The following is a 15,881-nucleotide window of genomic DNA, read 5'->3' as shown; positions in this document are numbered from 1 at the left end:
TCGCATTCACGCTATTTTTACGGCTGCTTCGCAGCCGAACGGGGGCAAGCCCCCTCGCCACAGAGTCAGCCGGCGAGCAGCCAGACTCCAGTCGCTGCCGAAGCTGCACCCGCAACCCGAACCAGCGGGGCAGCGGACTGAGGCAATACGCGCACCAACGCGTAACCGGCAGCATGCAGGGCTGCGGTCGCGGCGACGAAGCCAGCGGCATACGCCCAAGGGCTGGACATCTCCGGCAGCTCCAGGCCATGCGCCACGCCGTGGAACAAGGCAAACAGTGCCGTCGCGCCAATCGCCAGGCTCAACGGTGGACGCACCGCCAATGCCACCGCCAGGCCCAACGCGAGCACCGAAGCGGCAATCCCGCTTTCCAGCGCTGGCAGGTTCAAACCCTCAAACCCGAGCAGGCCGCCGATCAGCATGACGCCGACGAAGGTACACGGCAGCGCCCAGCGCGCCGCGCCTTTTTGTTGCGCGGCCCATAACCCCACGGCCAGCATCGCCAGCAAATGGTCGAGACCGCCAATCGGATGGCTGATGCCGGCCAGCAAACCGTTGTCGCCATGGCCTGGGTGGGCGAAGGCCAGTGCGGGCGTGAGCAGCAGGGCTGCGGCGGCGAAGATGCGTTTGAGTGTCATGAGTAAGCTTCCTTGTTGATAACGCCTGTGGATAAGTTTCAGGCTGCGGTCAGCAGCCCCTGGCGCTCGATGAAGGCGATGATTTCCTCAAGGCCCTGGCCGGTTTTCTGATTGCTGAAGACGAACGGCTTGCCGCCGCGCATGCGTTGGGTGTCGCTGTCCATCATCGATAGCGACGCGCCTACCAGCGGCGCCAGGTCGATCTTGTTGATCACCAGCAGGTCGGATTTGCAGATCCCCGGTCCGCCCTTGCGCGGCAACTTGTCGCCGGCCGAGACATCGATCACATAGATCGTCAGGTCCGAGAGTTCCGGGCTGAAGGTTGCCGACAGGTTGTCGCCACCGGACTCCACCAGAATCAGATCGAGACCGGGAAAGCGCCGGTTCAACTGATCCACCGCTTCGAGGTTGATCGACGCATCTTCGCGGATCGCCGTATGCGGGCAGCCGCCGGTTTCCACGCCGATGATCCGTTCGGGGGCCAAGGCCTCGTTGCGCACCAGAAAGTCGGCGTCTTCGCGGGTGTAGATGTCGTTGGTGACCACTGCCAGGTTGTAGCGATCACGCAACGCCAGGCACAGGGCCAAAGTCAGCGCGGTTTTGCCGGAACCGACCGGGCCGCCGATACCGACGCGCAGAGGTTGTGTGTTCATGTGCTTCTCCAAAATAACAGGGCCAAAATAACAGGCCCTAGGAACGGAACAGACGGCTGTACTGGCGCTCATGGGCCATGCACGCCAGGGACAGGCCGAAAGCCGCGCTGCCGTAATGTTGGGGTTCGATGCTTGTGGCGTTGTGCTGCGCCTGTTGCAGCAGTGGCAGCAGTTCGCTGGTGAGGCGTTGCGCGGCTTGCTGACCCAGTGGCAGCGTCTTCATCAACACCGCTAATTGATTCTCCAGCCAGCTCCAGAGCCAGGCGGCGAGCGCATCTTGCGGGCTGATCTGCCAGGCGCGGGCGGCCAGCGCCCAGCCGAGGGCCAGATGAGGCTCGCTGCGTTGTGCGAGAAAGCTGCGGGCGACGTCATCCAGTTCCGGTAAGCCGTTGAGCAGTTGCTGCAGCGAATAGCCCATTTGCCGGCTTTCCTGATGCAACTCGCGGGTTTCCCGACTGGCCCGGTGTTCTTCACAGCGTTGCAGCAACTGTGGCCAGTCTTCATTGGCGGCGGCGGTGCAATGGGCAAGCAACAGCGGCGCTTCGAAGCGCGCCAGGTTCAGCAGCAACTGATCGCTGATCCAGCGTTTGGCGGATTCCGGATCGCTTACGCGGCCGTTATCCACAGCCATTTCCAGGCCTTGGGAATAGCTGTAGCCGCCAATCGGCAATTGCGGGCTGGCCAGACGCAGCAGCGCCCAGGCCGGGTTCATATGCGTACGCCGAACTGATGCAGTTTCGGCGGATAGTTGAAGTCCTCGTCGCCGTGCCGCGAATGGTGATGGCCACCGCCGTAGGCGCCGTGCTCCGGCTGGAACGGTGCTTCGATGTTTTCGGTCTGCGCCCCCAGCTGTTCGAGCATGGCTTTGAGCACGTAATCGTCAAGTAGGCGCAGCCAGCCATCACCGACTTGCAGGGCAACGTGGCGGTTGCCCAGGTGATAGGCGGCGCGGGTCAATTCGAAGGCGTTGGTACAGGTGACGTGCAGCAGTTGCTCGGGACGGGCACAGACACGGACGATGCGGCCGTCTTCGGCCTCCAGGCATTCGCCGTCGTACAGCGGCGGCTGCCCGCGCTCCAAAAACAACCCGACGTCTTCACCTTCGGCACTGAAACAGCGCAGACGGCTTTTACTGCGTGCCTCGAAGTTCAGGTGCAATTCGGCGGCCCAGACGGGTTGAGGGTCGATTCTGCGATGAATCACCAGCATTGGAAGGCTTCCAGCAAAGGACAATGCTCAGGCTAGAGCAAGGGGCTTGCCAATCGGACGAGACGTAGGAAAACCCTGTCAGAGCGTAGAAGATGTTTCTGAATGTTGCGGGATTTTGAGTGAGTGCGGGTGGGTTTGGTGCGTGCGGATTCTTGTGCGCACCATTTTGTGGCGGTCTTGATCGTTCCCACGCGCGTGGGAACGATCACTGGCTACTCGGTACTGCCCAGTCCTTGCCAATGCTTCAAGCCGATAAAGATAAAGCGCAGTTGTTGAGTGATCTTCGCCTGTGGCGTCAGGTGTGCGGGTAAGGCTTCGGCTGGCGGGTCGATGATGTCGGGGAGGGTGGCGAACACGCTTTTGACGATCAGGTCGGCCATGACCGACAACCCGGCAAAATTGAGGTGTTGCAGTTTGGGCATCAAGGACAGGTCGGCGGCCAGGTCCGAGCTGATGTTTTCGCGCAGTTTGCCGATGGCCAGGCGCACTGGCAGCGAGCCGCCATATTGTTCGCGCGCCAGAAACAGGAACTGCGAACGGTTGGCAGCGACCACATCAAGGAAAATTCGCACCGAGGCATCGATGATCCCGCCCATGACGAATTCATTGTGGCGCACCAGGCGGATGGTTTCGCGGAAGGTCTGGCCGACTTCGCTGACCAGTTCCAGCCCTAGCTGATCCATATCGGTAAAGTGCCGGTAGAAACCGGTCGGGACAATACCAGCGGTTTTCGCCACTTCACGCAGACTCAGGCTGCCGAATCCTCGGCCGCATTCCATCAGGTGGCGGGCAGCGTCCATCAAGGCGTTGCGGGTCTGTTGTTTCTGTTCGGCGCGGGGCAGCATCAGGCGGCTGACTTCTAATCAAGGACAGCGGCGCACTCTAGCAAATCAGCTTTGCTGGCGTCGAACTTGAGTAAAGGAAGGTGAGGCGGGGAGTTCGGCTTACATAAAGTCAAAGCCCGATCCAGGAGATCGGGCTTTTTTCCGGGCCAGCATGGGCTTAGCTCAGGCTAGCGTTGCGTTCGATCACGCGGTCACCACCACCTTCGGCCAGGGTTTGGCCTTGTGGGGTGCGGTCGGAACCGTCAGAAGCCAGGGTTTGACCTTGTGGAGTGCGATCGGATCCGTCAGAGGCAAGGGTCTGGCCTTGTGGAGTGCGATCGGAACCGTCGGAAGCCAGGGTCTGACCTTGTGGGGTGCGATCGGAACCGTCGGAAGCCAGGGTTTGACCTTGTGGAGTGCGATCGGAACCGTCGGAAGCCAGGGTTTGACCTTGTGGAGTGCGATCGGAACCGTCAGAAGCCAGGATCTGACCTTGTGGTGTCTTGTCGTAGCCGTCCTGAGTGATCAGGCCTTTTTCTTTCAGGCGTTCGTTACCGTTGGCACCGTCGGTAACCGTTTGGCTGTAAACCGAGTGGCTGGATTTGACTTGCGGAGTTGCCTGATCGGCAGCTGGCAGGGCAAAAGCGGTGCTGGCTAACATCGAAAGGGTCAGGCTAAGCAGTATTTGGCGTTTCATGATCGGTTGCTCCTTGGGAGGGCTATAAAGTGGGTACGAAGCTAATGCTACTCTCGATAAGTCGATATAAAAGTTCATAAAGACAATGGTAATAATCAACGGAATTGATTGTTCGGTGGAAAGCCTCTAGAACGGACGTTTCCGGGGAGCGCTTTTGCACTGAGGTGGGTATTTTCGACTCACTTGCGGATCGAAAAAGTGCGGGGGCGGGTAACGCGAGCTGTCTGGTCGGTCAGGAAAGTTGGTTTTTTCATGTCTGAATGGACGGAGCGTTAAACCTGCGGGCCATTTGCCAGTCGTAGCTCCTATAATCGGCCGATTTTTGGCCTACCGTTTTCCATGCAGGCGTCGTAGTCAGGGCGCTGAGTCGCAATCAGGAGCTCTGTGCAATGACGCGCACTCGTAAAATTCTCGCTTGGGTTGTTGGCAGTCTCTCGCTGCTGATGGCGCTGCTGGTGGTGATCATCGCGTTCTTCGACTGGAACCGGATCAAACCGCCGCTCACCACCAAAGTCTCCGAAGAACTGCACCGCCCCTTTGCCATCAACGGCAACCTGACGGTGGCCTGGAAACGTGAAGTCGATGAAAGCGGTTGGCGCGCCTGGGTGCCATGGCCGCATGTGGTGGCCGAGGACTTGAGCCTGGGCAACCCGGACTGGTCGAAAAAGCCGCAAATGGTCAGCCTCAAGCGCGTCGAGTTGCGGATCTCGCCGTTGGCGCTATTGGCGCAGCGAGTGGTGATCCCGCGCATCGACCTCACTGAGCCCAATGCCGACTTGCAACGCCTGGCCGATGGCCGCGCCAACTGGACCTTCAAATTCGATCCGAAAGACCCGAACGCCGAACCGTCCCGCTGGGTGGTAGACATCGGAGCAATCGGCTTCGACAAGGGCCACGTCACCCTCGACGACCAGACCTTGAACACTCAGCTCGACCTGCTGATCGACCTGCTGGGCAAGCCGATTCCGTTCAGCGACATCGTCGGTGATAAAGCCGCGAAGAAAGCTCTGGAGAAGGGCTCGGCGCCGCAAGATTATGCGTTCGCGCTGAAGGTCAAAGGCCAGTACCACGGTCAGAAACTGGCGGGCGAAGGCAAGGTTGGCGGGCTGCTGGCATTACAGGACGCGGCCAAGCCGTTCCCGTTGCACGCGCAGGTGAAGATTGCCGACACCAGCGTCGAGTTGGCCGGCACCCTGACCGATCCGCTGAACCTCGGTGCGCTGGACCTGCGTCTGAAACTGGCCGGCACCAGCCTGGGCAATCTTTATCCCTTGACCGGTGTACCCCTGCCGGCTTCGCCGCCTTACACCACCGACGGTCACTTGATCGCCAACCTGCGCCAGGCGGACGGTGCAACGTTCCACTACGAGGCATTCAACGGCACCATCGGCAGCAGCGATATTCACGGCGACCTGACATATGTCGTCAGCCAGCCACGGCCCAAGCTCAGTGGTGCGCTGGTCTCCAATCAATTGTTGTTCGCCGACCTTGCGCCGTTGATCGGCGCCGACTCCAACGCCAAGCAAAAGGCCCGTGGCGGTGAAAGCAAGCAGCCGGCGGACAAGGTGTTGCCGGTCGAGGAGTTCCATACCGAACGCTGGCGCGATATGGATGCCGATGTCGAATTCACCGGTAAACGCATTGTTCAAAGCGAGAAGCTGCCGTTTACCGATCTCTATACGCACCTGGTGCTCAACGATGGTCAGATCAGCCTGGAGCCGCTGCGCTTTGGTGTCGCGGGCGGCAAGCTCGATGCGCAGATCCGTCTGAACGGCCTTGCCACGCCGTTGGAAGGACGGGCGAAACTGACCGCGCGCGGCTTCAAACTCAAGCAGCTGTTCCCGGGCTTCGAGACGATGAAAACCAGCTTCGGTGAGCTCAACGGTGACGCCGACCTTGCAGGTCATGGCAACTCGGTGGCGGCGTTGCTGGGCAGCGCCAATGGCGATCTGAAGCTGTTGATGAATGATGGTGCGATCAGTCGTCAATTGATGGAACTGGCCGGGTTGAACGTCGGCAATTATGTGGTCGGGAAAGTCTTTGGCGACCAAGACGTGAAGATCAACTGCGCAGCGGCAGACTTCGACGTCAAGACCGGTCTGGCGACCTCCCGGCTGTTTGTGTTCGACACCGAGAGCGCGATCGTCTACATCGACGGCACGGCGAACATGGCCAGTGAGCAGCTGGACCTGACGATCACGCCAGAGTCCAAGGGGGTACGGCTGATCTCGTTGCGTTCGCCGCTGTATGTGCGCGGTAAGTTCATCAAGCCGGATACCGGTGTGAAGGGTGTGCCGCTGATGTTGCGGGGCGCGGGGATGGTGGTGCTGGGCGTGATTGCCGGTCCGGCGGCCGGGCTGCTGGCACTGGTGGCGCCGAGTGGCGGTGAGCCGAATCAGTGCGCACCATTGTTGGAGCAGATGAAGGCGGGTAAGGTACCGAAGACCGTCAAGGGTTGAAGAAGGCCCCGACAGCGGCTTTGAGCGTCAATGGCGTTCGAAACGCCATTAATGCACTGCATGCCTTTGGCGCTTCAGTCTTTCATTTAGTGTATTAGTGCAGTTGGATCTACATGAAAAAGGTGGGTGTCTACCTTGCTACCCAGCTTTTCAGTCACCTGGTTTCTGATGGCGTCGTACTTGTCTTCCAGCAGATGGGTAGACCATAAGAAGGTCTCGGGGTCGCCGAGAATAGTCTTTTGGGAGATCACTTTATCGAGAATCGTGATGTCAACGGAGCGGGAAGTTTCGAACGATATTTGAAGTGAAAGGGTTGTTTTGTTTTCGCGGACTATTGTCAGAAGCGTGCTGATGCTGAAGGTGGAATTTTCACTGGGTAAAAAATTGTCGGGGTTAGCGGCGGGAATGTGTTCTCTTTGAATTTTATTCAATATCGCCTCAATGATCGGGGAGTCATCAGGCAGCTGTTTTATGATGGTAAACGCGTTGCTGAGTTGTTGTAATTGCTCTTCCGTTAATGCGCTGGATAAACCTGCCTTTGCAAGAGTCAAAAGGCTCGAAGGTTCTTTCTTGATCGTTCGGTTTTCGAAGCTGTTGACTGTCCAGAACAAGGTGTTCAGGGTTTTTCGGTAAGCATTGAGCTCAGTGTCGGGAGTGCCGTTGGCGATCAGTTGTGCCAGTAGACTGGAGTGCAAAATGTCTTTTTTATAGCCTTCGGAATGTGAGCCGTAAAAAAGTGTAATGTTTCCGTCGACGACGTAAATGTCGGGTGTCATAGACTTCATAAAAGCTCCGGGAAAATGAAATGAAAGCGTATTGGCGGTAACGGAGGCCATGAGTGCTCACTGGCCTCGGCTTTGATCAATTTACTTGAATGTAATTATTGAAAGCCCGGAATGCTGTCCAGGAAGTCTTCGGCAGCCTGGCCAAGCTTCTTAAGAACGGAAGCACGTACTTGGTCATAGATATCCACGTTGAGATAAACGGCCGATGCTGCCGATTTTACAGCGGTGGATTGACTGGTCGACTTCCACCAGAGAATGCCCCGAGTGCTTTCCCTGACATCCACGGATGTGCAGTTAAGAATCATCATTGGCGAACCTTCGCGGGTTTGCCAGACTGGCGACATGTCAAACTTGGCTTCATAGCCAACTTTGGCATTGCGATTGTAAATATTGATCAGCCCTTCATTATTTTTCACGCCTTCCACGGCTTTGCCAGCGAGCGCCAGCAATTGGGGGGCATTTGCACCCACCAGGCCCTGAAGTATCTCAAAGGCTACAGCATCCATGGAGAGGCCGGTTTTTCTGATGGTTATATCCTTGACTTGGGACGCCTGGGTGACCCAGCCAAGTTTGGCGAGGCTCTCGGTGTAGTACTTGTACCACTCGTGCAGTTGCTTGATTGGATCATACAGTTGTGTGGCGGCGTTTTGAACTAGCAACTTGCAGTTGTCAACGTCTTTACGGTTTTGCTCCGAGACGCCGGGTATGTAAATGTTCATCATTTCCGGACCGACTGTGCCGCTTTCTTTGTTTGGGTCGATCGGTGGACTGAACGTGGCGATTCGAGGTGTGAAGTTCGAAGCTGGTAAAGCAGGAAGCGTATCAAGAAATTCGAGGCGTTGTTCAATATGCATAAATAGAGTCCTTGTTGTTGGATTGCAGACCTCTTGTCTGTGATTTGAAATATAAACAACTGAGGTGTTAAGTCGAGTGTGCGTTTGTAACTCTATGATTGCGGCGGGGGTGCTTTTATGGTTGTTGGTATAAGGAGGCGTTGTTTCTCGGGGGTGCATTAATAATGTGTGTCGTTATTTGACTGCGGTAAGACCACTGCTGTTACACGTCGCTGAATATCATCATGTCGCCGGTGTGTCCGCTACTTAAGTGTGAGTGACAGGTGTGAAGTAGCGAGCCGGGAATGTCATAGACTGGTAGTGAAGGTGTCATCCTCGGTGGCGATGCTCAAGACCGACGTCTTGCATCCCTCCTTGGGCCTTTTCATCGATTACAAGGATGTCCACCCATGTCGCAAGAGACCGCTACGCGTTACCCCTTGGTGCTGGTCCCGGGAATGCTCGGCTTTATTCGGCTGCTGTTCTATCCATACTGGTACGGGATCATTTCGGCGCTGCGCCGGGGTGGGGCGACAGTGATCGCGGTACAGGTTTCGCCGGTCAACTCCAACGAAGTGCGCGGTGAAGAGTTGTTAGTGCAAATCGATGAAATATTGCGCGAAACCGGAGCCGGCAAAGTCAATCTGATCGGCCACAGCCAAGGTTCGCTGACGGCCCGTTACGCGGCCGCCAAGCGCCCGGACCTGGTAGCCTCGGTGACGTCGGTAGCGGGGCCCAACCATGGCTCGGAGCTCGCAGACTATCTGCACAAACACTGTCCGCCCGACAGTGCGAAAGGCCGTGTGCTGAGCGCGTTGTTGCAACTGGTTGCGTGGTTGATGGGTCTGCTGGAAACCGGTTATCGCAGGCACAAATGGCCGGTGGATGTGCAGGCCTCGCACAACTCGCTGACCAGCGAAGGGGTCGCGCTGTTCAATCAGCGTTATCCACAGGGATTGCCCGAGACCTGGGGCGGGCATGGGGCGGAGTGGGTCAACGGCGTGCGCTATTACTCATGGTCCGGGACCTTGCAACCGGGCAAGACCGACCGTGGCGGCAACCTGTTCGACGGCACCAACCGCAGCTGTCGCTTGTTCGCCACCACCTTCGTCCGCGAAGCGGGGCATTGCGACGGTATGGTCGGGCGTTACAGCTCGCATTTGGGCACGGTGATTGGCGATGAATACCCGTTGGATCACTTCGACATCGTCAACCAGTCGCTGGGGCTGGTGGGCAAAGGCGCCGATCCGGTGCGGTTATTCGTCGAGCATGCGCAGCGACTGAAGGCGGCAGGGGTGTAGTCGCTTTTGTGGCGAGGGAGCTTGCTCCCGTTGGGTTGCACAGCAGCCCCAAAACAGGCGACCGCTTCGCGGTCGAGCGGGAGCAAGCTCCCTCGCCACAGGGGATCAGGTGCGGCCTAACACCGTGGTCCAACGCTCCGAAAGAATCACTCCGCCCAGCGTCAGCACGCCACCCACCAGGTGATACAGCGCCAGTTGCTCATGCAGCACCACCGCCGCAATCAATGCGGTAATCAGTGGCAGCAGGTTGAAGAACAGCGTGGTTCGGCTTGGCCCCAGACGCACCACCGCTTGCATCCACGCCAATGGCGCGAGCATCGAAGCCAGCAGGCAGGCATAGAGCACCAGTGGAATGTTCTGCAAGGTCGGGCCGACTTTGGGCGAGGCCAGGAACAGCGGAAACAACACCACCACCGCCACCAGCACCTGCAAATACAGCAGCACCAGCGGCGGCAAACGCAGCTGCCATTTTTTCAGCAAGGTACTGTAGACCGCATAGGCCAGGGTCGCGATCAGCATCATCGCATCGCCTAGGTTGACTCCGTGTTCCAGTAGCGCACCCAGGCTGCCGGACGAAACCACCACCAGCACGCCGGCAAACGACAGCACCGCACCGGCCAGCGCGCCGGCGGTCAGCCGTTGGCCGAGGCTGATAATGGCCATGGCCAGCGACATCAACGGCATCAGCGACAGGATGATGCCCATGTTGGTGGCCGAGGTCAGCGTTGCGGCGAAGTAGGCCAGGCTTTGATAGACCGCCATGCCAAGCACGCCGAGGACGAAGACCTTGCCCAGGTTCGGGCGAATGACCGCCCAATGACGTATCACCGGTTTGAGCATGAATGGCGTGAACAGCACTCCGGCGAGCAGCCAGCGATAGAAACCGATCTCGGCGGGGAAGATCGCGCCGACCGCCAGTTTGTTGATCACGGTGTTGCCGGCCCAGATGAAAATGGCCAGCAGGGGATAAGCGTATTGCATGGGAAAAACCAGAACGTTAATGACGGGGTGATTATCGCCTGTCTGGATACGCGCCTATACTTCGATCCAGACAACCTGCCCCTGATGACAGACAGCATGAACAGTAAACACATCGATCTGCTGGATTTCAGCGAACTGCCGGCCCCTGTGTACTTCCGCTATGCCGACTTTGATGCCCACCGCTTTGCCTCGGCTCACCGTCATCCGTGGGGCACGCTGGAGTACTCGGCCCATGGCGTATTGCATATGGAAATCGGCGGTAGCCGCTTCATGTCGCCGCCGCAATACGCGGTGTGGGTGCCGCCGCAGACCGAGCACAGTTTCTACAGCAACCAGCCGATCAATTACCGCGCGGTTTGCCTCGCGCCGCCACTGTGTCGCGATCTGCCGCAGCAGGCCTGCACGCTGGCGATCAATGACATTCTCAAGGCTATCCTCAAGGACTTCGCTGCCCGCGACGTCAAGATCCCCGAGCGCCCGGCAGACAAGCGCCTGGCCGAGGTGTTGGTCGATCAGCTTCAACAAGCGCCGGTGCATAACTGTTATTTGCCTTACGCCAGCAGCGCCGGATTGCTCAGTGTGCTCGAAACCTTGCAGGCATCACCGGGCGACAATCGGCCACTGGCGCAGTGGGCCGAGCAGATCCACGTCAGCGAACGAACCCTGGCCCGGCAGTTTGTTCGGGAACTGGGCATGAGCTTCGGTGAGTGGCGCCAACGCCTGCGTTTCCTCGCTTCGATCGAAGCACTGGACAGCTCGCGCAGCATTCAGGAGATCGCCTTCGATATGGGCTACAGCACGTCGTCGGCGTTTATCGCGATGTTTCAGCGCCAGGCTGGTTGTACGCCCGAGCACTACCGTCGATACAACGTTTTTTGAACGGTTTGATGACACGTTGAGTCGGCTGTTGGTTATATCGATTCGTGAAACTTCAGCAAGAAATATCTTACGGTCTAATCAGACTTGCACTCCATTAATGGGGCGCCGAGCGTTGTACGCTTTTAGCGATGCGGCGCCACTATTTATTAAGGGGCTGTTCATTCAAATAATTAATTCAGGTAGTGTCAGATGGTTTCGTCGTCAACAAACAGTACGTCGCCTGCTAACGTTACTCAGGCAAGTATTCACCACGAATTTATAGAACGTGCGCTTCCTGCCTGGCTGACCCTGGCGACGCCGCAAAGGCTTCGGATGCTAAGAGTGGGCGGTGCAGGTATTCCCGGGTGGATCAGGAACGCTTCCAAAGCCGAACACCTCAGCATGCTCAACGTCCTGGAGGCAAGCTGGTCATCGCAGAATGATGTCGACAAAATGCTGATGGATTTGCAAGACGTCCGTTCATTTGCCGAGCCATTGCTGCGTCAGGCGTTAAAGGAAAAGTACGGGGTTGAAGATGACGTCAGGGAAACGTTTCTGAAGTTGTACTCCGAGGTAAAGTTGTCTCCGTGGGGCCATAACTTTGATGGCGGTGCGAGCAGTCGTACTGTTTCCTTGCTGGATGCGGCGCTGCACAACTTTTCAAGTTCCGAGGTGTTTTTGTCGGGGTCGGCGTTTATCTCCCGGCCCGATGCGCAGGGACACTTTGATATAAAGAAGATACGAAACACTATGTCCATTGAGCAATTCACGGCACTGTGTCGCGAGTTGGATATTGGCGCCAGGTACAAACACTATTTGGAAAGTTACTTGCGCCCCACCGATGGTCTGGCCCGCGGGGTGTTGCAGCACAGAGTCATAAAAAGCCAGCAAGCCGCGCTGAAAATCGCCCTGCAAATGGCGCTCATGAGAAAAGACATCGGGGCGCAGGCATATCTCGTTGTGCAGGGCGTGATCAAGGGGCTTAAAGGCCTGACCCTGGACGGTATTCCCGTTCGTTACTATCACCTGACGATGCTCGACACGCTCCTGAAAGGCATTGTGCTCATCGCCGCTGATCTCGATGCGCCTTATGGCGCAAACAGGCGAATCATTGCCTATGTGCCGCACGATCCCGAGCATCCATTGAAAGAGTACCCGTCGCTCGTCGAATTCAGCCGCGAGCTGACTCGCCAGTTACGTGATACCGGCCAGGCGTCGTCCCCTGCACAGCCCTCGTCCGGGTTCAGTTATCAGCAGTTTTTCAGTCGCTTTGTCGACCATCAGCAGCGTGGGCATTTTTTTGCCGCGCTCAATGGTCAACTGGTGCGGGTCACCCAGCACGATAAAGAATGGGGAGTGGACCTGCCCGTATGGCGAGAGACGCCTGAAGAAAACCCACGCCTGCGCTATGGCGTCATGCGGTTCGAGAACGACGCCGAGACCCGTTTCAATGGTGACCTGTGGGTTTATCTCTATCAGCAACAGCAAAACAAAATCCTCAACGACGCCCGGACGTTGGTCATTTCCACTGCCGATGCCGATCGTACGGAACGTTGGGCGTGGGTTGAAAATCTGCAAAAAATGCTCTCGGACATCTTCAATGTCGCGTTATTGGTGGTGACCCCCTTCGTGCCTTTTCTGGGTGAATTGATGCTGGCCTATACGGCTTATCAGCTGGTCAGTGAAGTTGTTGAAGGCGTACTCGATCTGTCTGAAGGATTGTATCTGGAGGCTGCTGAACAACTGATCGGTTTCACCGAGAGCGTGGTTCAACTGGCAGCGTTTGCTGGCGGCATCAAGATTGGCGACCTGGCGTTCTCCAGGCTGTCACCGTTCATCGAAGGGGCAAAACCGGTCACCCTGCCCACTGGCAAACAACGTCTGTGGGGGCAGAATCTTGAGCCTTACCAGCAAAAGGCACTGGTTCTGGCCGCAGATTCAAAGCCTGACGAATCGTGGCTGCATCAGCACGACGGCAAGCCGATCCTGCGCCTCGATACGTCTCACTTCGAACTCAAAAGCGACCCGCAAACCGGCAAGCACCGGGTGCAGCATCCAACCCGGCCGGATGCCTATCAACCTGTGGTCGAGAGTAACGGGGCAGGGGCATTCGTGATCGAAGGCGAACAACCTCAGTCGTGGGATGAGCAGACATTGATGGCGCGGATGGGGCCGCCGCTTGACGGTTTGACCGATTCGTTCGACGACATCCGCACGGTCAGCCGCACCCATGTCGACGCGATGCGCCGGATGTACATCGACAATGAGCCTCCATTGCCCTTATTGAGCGATACCGTTACGCGATTCAGGATTGATCGGGATATTCAGACGTTCATCGATCAGATCAGCAGTGAACAACCACAGCACTACCTGAAGGCCGATGTACGCACACAGTTGCAACTGCTGGATGGAGTGTGGCCCGGAGAAAGGCCACTGCAACTTGTCGCGCGCGATGGAAGCGTCATTTGGCAGACAGGCTCCAACGATTCTGTTCCTGTGCGGATAAACGAGGACCGCTTGAACGATGGCGACCTGATTGCAACCTTGCTTTCGCACCTTGATGAAGGTGAAACAAAAACACTGATGGAAGACGTTTTCGGCGCGTCGGTCACGACTGCGGGGGCTCATGCAAAAATCCTGCGGGCGGAAATCGCACGGCGTGCCAGCGCCAAGCGAAACTTCATGTTCAATGCTCGTTACAAAGAGCACGAGTTGCGCTGGAGTGCTCAGGTACAAGCGGTTCAGTCCGAAATGCCGGGTCTGCCTGGCGCTGTTGCGCAAGAGTTGCTGGCGGTCGCCACACCCGAGGAACTGCAAATAGTCGCCCAAGGGCGCTTGCCATCGCGACTCAAGGGGCTGGCGCTCTATGCGCGTGAAGAAGTGAGGGTTGCTCGTGCTTATGAGGGGCTTTACCTGGCGTCGGTCGAAAGCTTCGATACCGAAACGCTGGTGCTGCATTCGCTTGAGAACCTGCCGGGCTGGCCCTCGGATGTGTCCATTCAAGTCAGGCTGTTCGAGTACGAAGGCGGGGTGTTGGACAGTATCGGTACAGAGCACGCCAAGCTTAAACGCACGATAGTCTCGCGCGTAGATGGCAGCTTCCAGGCTTACGATGATCAAGGTAATGCCTTGCACGCAGAGACTGACCTCTACTCCTCGATCTTGCAGGCACTCCCGGATGCCGAACTGAACGGTTTGAATATTCGCAGGAGTGACATTCGGACACTGAAGCAGGCCGTACGTGACCACGCGGTAAGGCCTGACAGGTTGTCCACGATACTTGCGCAGTCCCCGGCCCCGATACCACCGGCTTTCAATCCCACCTTGCTTCGTCTGCGTGGAGGTGCATCCAATGGAGAGGGTGTGGAGTCGGATTCGCTGAATACCCAGGAGGTTTTTAAAGACCTTGTCGAGCGGGCCTATTCTTCTGAACCTTTGCCGTCGGTAAAAAACGACTATTTGAATGGGTTGGAATTAATACACGAGAACCTGTCGGTACTGGACCTGAATTATCTCCAGTGGGCGTTTCACGACGCAGTCGACAGCCCTTTGGTGACTGCAACAATGCGCCAGAGTGTCGAACTGTTGCCCGAGCTGAAAAAATTGCTGTCCCCTGAGCAATTCACCGAACTACTGAACAACATGTTCATGGACGGTGAACCAACGCCCTTGTCGGATTCGCAGCGGGAGCTGGGAATGACCGCTCGTTACCTGAAGAGAACAAAACGTACGGATCAATATGAATCGCTGGCCCTCGCAGCGAAAGCAGGCAACGCCCCGTCGGGCACGCTGGCTGATTTGTATAGCTACGTGGAGATACTGGGTGAGCATATGAGCGCAGCCGAGAAGGTCATTGAAGTCTCGTCGCAGACCATGGCTGATTTGAACATGGCGCAGCGTGCGATCACCCGCGCCAAGGAGCTTCTCCCGTTGTCCGGCAACCAACTACCGAGCATCTGGGAAAAGGGCGGATCGGCTATCGCCGCACTGAAAAATCTCCGAAAGATCGACTTGGTTACCGGTTTGCCTACGGCCGAGCTCACCACTGCCGAAGCTGCACAGGCCGCTATCAACATCAAGGGCGGGAACTGTTCGGAGAATTCGAAAGTGACGTTCTCGATCCTCGCGAACCAGCCCCGGACATCTGAAATACATATTGTCAAAGCCACCAATTTTGACCATCAGTATGTTGTCATTGGTGACTTGAGCCACCCGGAGCAATTGGTCGCTGCCGATTCCTGGCCAGAGTTTCCCAGTGCCCATCTGACCAGCGAGGGCTACTTCACGTTCGATCCTGAACCGGTGCTGACCCTGAAGCCTGGCCCTGCCGTCGCCGAGTATGCGTTTATCGACGATGCACCTGCTGGCACTGCCGTTATTCCGCCTCGAGGCTCGGATGATTCCTCACTCAGGGCGATAAAAATTGCCAAGCTGCATCAGAAAGGCGGTTATGCCCAATGGACTTCATTGAAAGAGCTAGGCGCTACCTATGTATCGCCTGATGAGCGAGCGGTTTCTTTCGAGCGACACAGTGCCTCGGTTATCGAGAATCGCCTCGAGACGTTTGAGGGCTACTACAAAGCGATCTCGTCCCGTTAACGGCCATTCTTGAAGCGTTGTTCGAGCCGGGAGCGAGTCACTGA

At 57.2% G+C, this 15,881-nt stretch carries 13 protein-coding genes; 4 read left to right on the top strand and 9 right to left on the bottom strand.

The window, feature by feature from the left end; genetic code table 11:
- Positions 1-65: 65 nt before the first annotated feature.
- From KRR23_RS17605 to KRR23_RS17580, 6 genes are all read right to left on the bottom strand, one after another.
- Positions 66-638, bottom strand: coding sequence for a HupE/UreJ family protein (locus KRR23_RS17605; RefSeq protein WP_216743528.1), 573 nt, complete (start codon positions 636-638; stop codon positions 66-68).
- 38 nt (positions 639-676) lie between these two features.
- Positions 677-1,291: an urease accessory protein UreG gene (gene ureG / locus KRR23_RS17600; RefSeq protein ID WP_054595395.1), complete on the bottom strand. Its 615-nt coding sequence runs from the start codon at positions 1,289-1,291 to the stop codon at positions 677-679.
- A 37-nt stretch (positions 1,292-1,328) separates the two neighbouring features.
- Positions 1,329-2,003 carry an urease accessory protein UreF gene (locus KRR23_RS17595; RefSeq protein ID WP_216743527.1) on the bottom strand — a complete coding sequence of 225 codons (675 nt, stop codon included), beginning with the start codon at positions 2,001-2,003 and terminating at the stop codon, positions 1,329-1,331.
- Positions 2,000-2,500: an urease accessory protein UreE gene (gene ureE, locus KRR23_RS17590; protein ID WP_216743526.1), complete on the bottom strand. Its 501-nt coding sequence runs from the start codon at positions 2,498-2,500 to the stop codon at positions 2,000-2,002. The genes KRR23_RS17595 and ureE overlap by 4 nt, the downstream gene beginning before the upstream one ends.
- Before the next feature lie 212 nt (positions 2,501-2,712).
- Positions 2,713-3,345: a TetR family transcriptional regulator gene (locus KRR23_RS17585; RefSeq protein WP_054595398.1), complete on the bottom strand. Its 633-nt coding sequence runs from the start codon at positions 3,343-3,345 to the stop codon at positions 2,713-2,715.
- Positions 3,346-3,502: 157 nt separating this feature from the next.
- Complete coding sequence (locus tag KRR23_RS17580) at positions 3,503-4,021, bottom strand: hypothetical protein (protein ID WP_216743525.1); 519 nt, start codon at positions 4,019-4,021, stop codon at positions 3,503-3,505.
- Between the two features lie 389 nt (positions 4,022-4,410).
- On the opposite strand from KRR23_RS17580, the gene KRR23_RS17575 reads away from it, so the two are divergent.
- Complete coding sequence (locus tag KRR23_RS17575) at positions 4,411-6,480, top strand: AsmA family protein (RefSeq protein WP_216743524.1); 2,070 nt, start codon at positions 4,411-4,413, stop codon at positions 6,478-6,480.
- 86 nt (positions 6,481-6,566) lie between these two features.
- On the opposite strand, the gene KRR23_RS17570 is transcribed toward KRR23_RS17575, so the two are convergent.
- Together KRR23_RS17570 and KRR23_RS17565 are read right to left on the bottom strand one after the other, a co-directional pair.
- Positions 6,567-7,316, bottom strand: a complete 750-nt coding sequence (locus KRR23_RS17570; protein WP_216743523.1) for a hypothetical protein — start codon at positions 7,314-7,316, stop codon at positions 6,567-6,569.
- Positions 7,317-7,360: 44 nt separating this feature from the next.
- Positions 7,361-8,119: a hypothetical protein gene (locus KRR23_RS17565; protein WP_216743522.1), complete on the bottom strand. Its 759-nt coding sequence runs from the start codon at positions 8,117-8,119 to the stop codon at positions 7,361-7,363.
- Positions 8,120-8,508: 389 nt separating this feature from the next.
- Here KRR23_RS17565 and KRR23_RS17560 point away from each other — a divergent pair, with 389 nt between their 5' ends.
- Positions 8,509-9,399 (top strand): triacylglycerol lipase, encoded by an 891-nt coding sequence (locus KRR23_RS17560; protein WP_216743521.1) that lies wholly within the window; start codon positions 8,509-8,511, stop codon positions 9,397-9,399.
- A 105-nt stretch (positions 9,400-9,504) separates the two neighbouring features.
- Here the strand turns inward: KRR23_RS17560 and KRR23_RS17555 are convergent, their stop codons facing one another.
- A complete protein-coding gene (locus tag KRR23_RS17555) occupies positions 9,505-10,380 on the bottom strand; it encodes a DMT family transporter (RefSeq protein ID WP_216743520.1) in 876 nt (291 codons plus the stop codon).
- A gap of 96 nt (positions 10,381-10,476) precedes the next feature.
- Between KRR23_RS17555 and KRR23_RS17550 the strand changes: the two genes are divergently transcribed.
- Entirely contained in the window at positions 10,477-11,259 is a 783-nt protein-coding gene (locus KRR23_RS17550; RefSeq protein WP_216743519.1) for a helix-turn-helix transcriptional regulator, read from the top strand.
- 189 nt (positions 11,260-11,448) lie between these two features.
- Positions 11,449-15,837: a DUF6543 domain-containing protein gene (locus tag KRR23_RS17545; RefSeq protein ID WP_253912150.1), complete on the top strand. Its 4,389-nt coding sequence runs from the start codon at positions 11,449-11,451 to the stop codon at positions 15,835-15,837.
- Positions 15,838-15,881: the final 44 nt, after the last annotated feature.

The sequence above is a fragment of the Pseudomonas sp. CVAP#3 genome (assembly GCF_018986375.1).
Lineage (GTDB): Bacteria > Pseudomonadota > Gammaproteobacteria > Pseudomonadales > Pseudomonadaceae > Aquipseudomonas > Aquipseudomonas helvetica.
Note: the sequence above shows the minus strand (reverse complement) of the source record. Positions and strands in the feature narration are given on the sequence as shown.

Bases quoted from the DNA above. Each gene is read 5' to 3' on its own strand.
- KRR23_RS17605 (WP_216743528.1), bottom strand. From the start codon at position 638: ATGACACTCAAACGCATCTTCGCCGCCGCAGCCCTGCTGCTCACGCCC.
- ureG (WP_054595395.1), bottom strand. From the start codon at position 1,291: ATGAACACACAACCTCTGCGCGTCGGTATCGGCGGCCCGGTCGGTTCC.
- KRR23_RS17595 (WP_216743527.1), bottom strand. From the start codon at position 2,003: ATGAACCCGGCCTGGGCGCTGCTGCGTCTGGCCAGCCCGCAATTGCCG.
- ureE (WP_216743526.1), bottom strand. From the start codon at position 2,500: ATGCTGGTGATTCATCGCAGAATCGACCCTCAACCCGTCTGGGCCGCC.
- KRR23_RS17585 (WP_054595398.1), bottom strand. From the start codon at position 3,345: ATGCTGCCCCGCGCCGAACAGAAACAACAGACCCGCAACGCCTTGATG.
- KRR23_RS17580 (WP_216743525.1), bottom strand. From the start codon at position 4,021: ATGAAACGCCAAATACTGCTTAGCCTGACCCTTTCGATGTTAGCCAGC.
- KRR23_RS17575 (WP_216743524.1), top strand. From the start codon at position 4,411: ATGACGCGCACTCGTAAAATTCTCGCTTGGGTTGTTGGCAGTCTCTCG.
- KRR23_RS17570 (WP_216743523.1), bottom strand. From the start codon at position 7,316: ATGGCCTCCGTTACCGCCAATACGCTTTCATTTCATTTTCCCGGAGCT.
- KRR23_RS17565 (WP_216743522.1), bottom strand. From the start codon at position 8,119: ATGCATATTGAACAACGCCTCGAATTTCTTGATACGCTTCCTGCTTTA.
- KRR23_RS17560 (WP_216743521.1), top strand. From the start codon at position 8,509: ATGTCGCAAGAGACCGCTACGCGTTACCCCTTGGTGCTGGTCCCGGGA.
- KRR23_RS17555 (WP_216743520.1), bottom strand. From the start codon at position 10,380: ATGCAATACGCTTATCCCCTGCTGGCCATTTTCATCTGGGCCGGCAAC.
- KRR23_RS17550 (WP_216743519.1), top strand. From the start codon at position 10,477: ATGAACAGTAAACACATCGATCTGCTGGATTTCAGCGAACTGCCGGCC.
- KRR23_RS17545 (WP_253912150.1), top strand. From the start codon at position 11,449: ATGGTTTCGTCGTCAACAAACAGTACGTCGCCTGCTAACGTTACTCAG.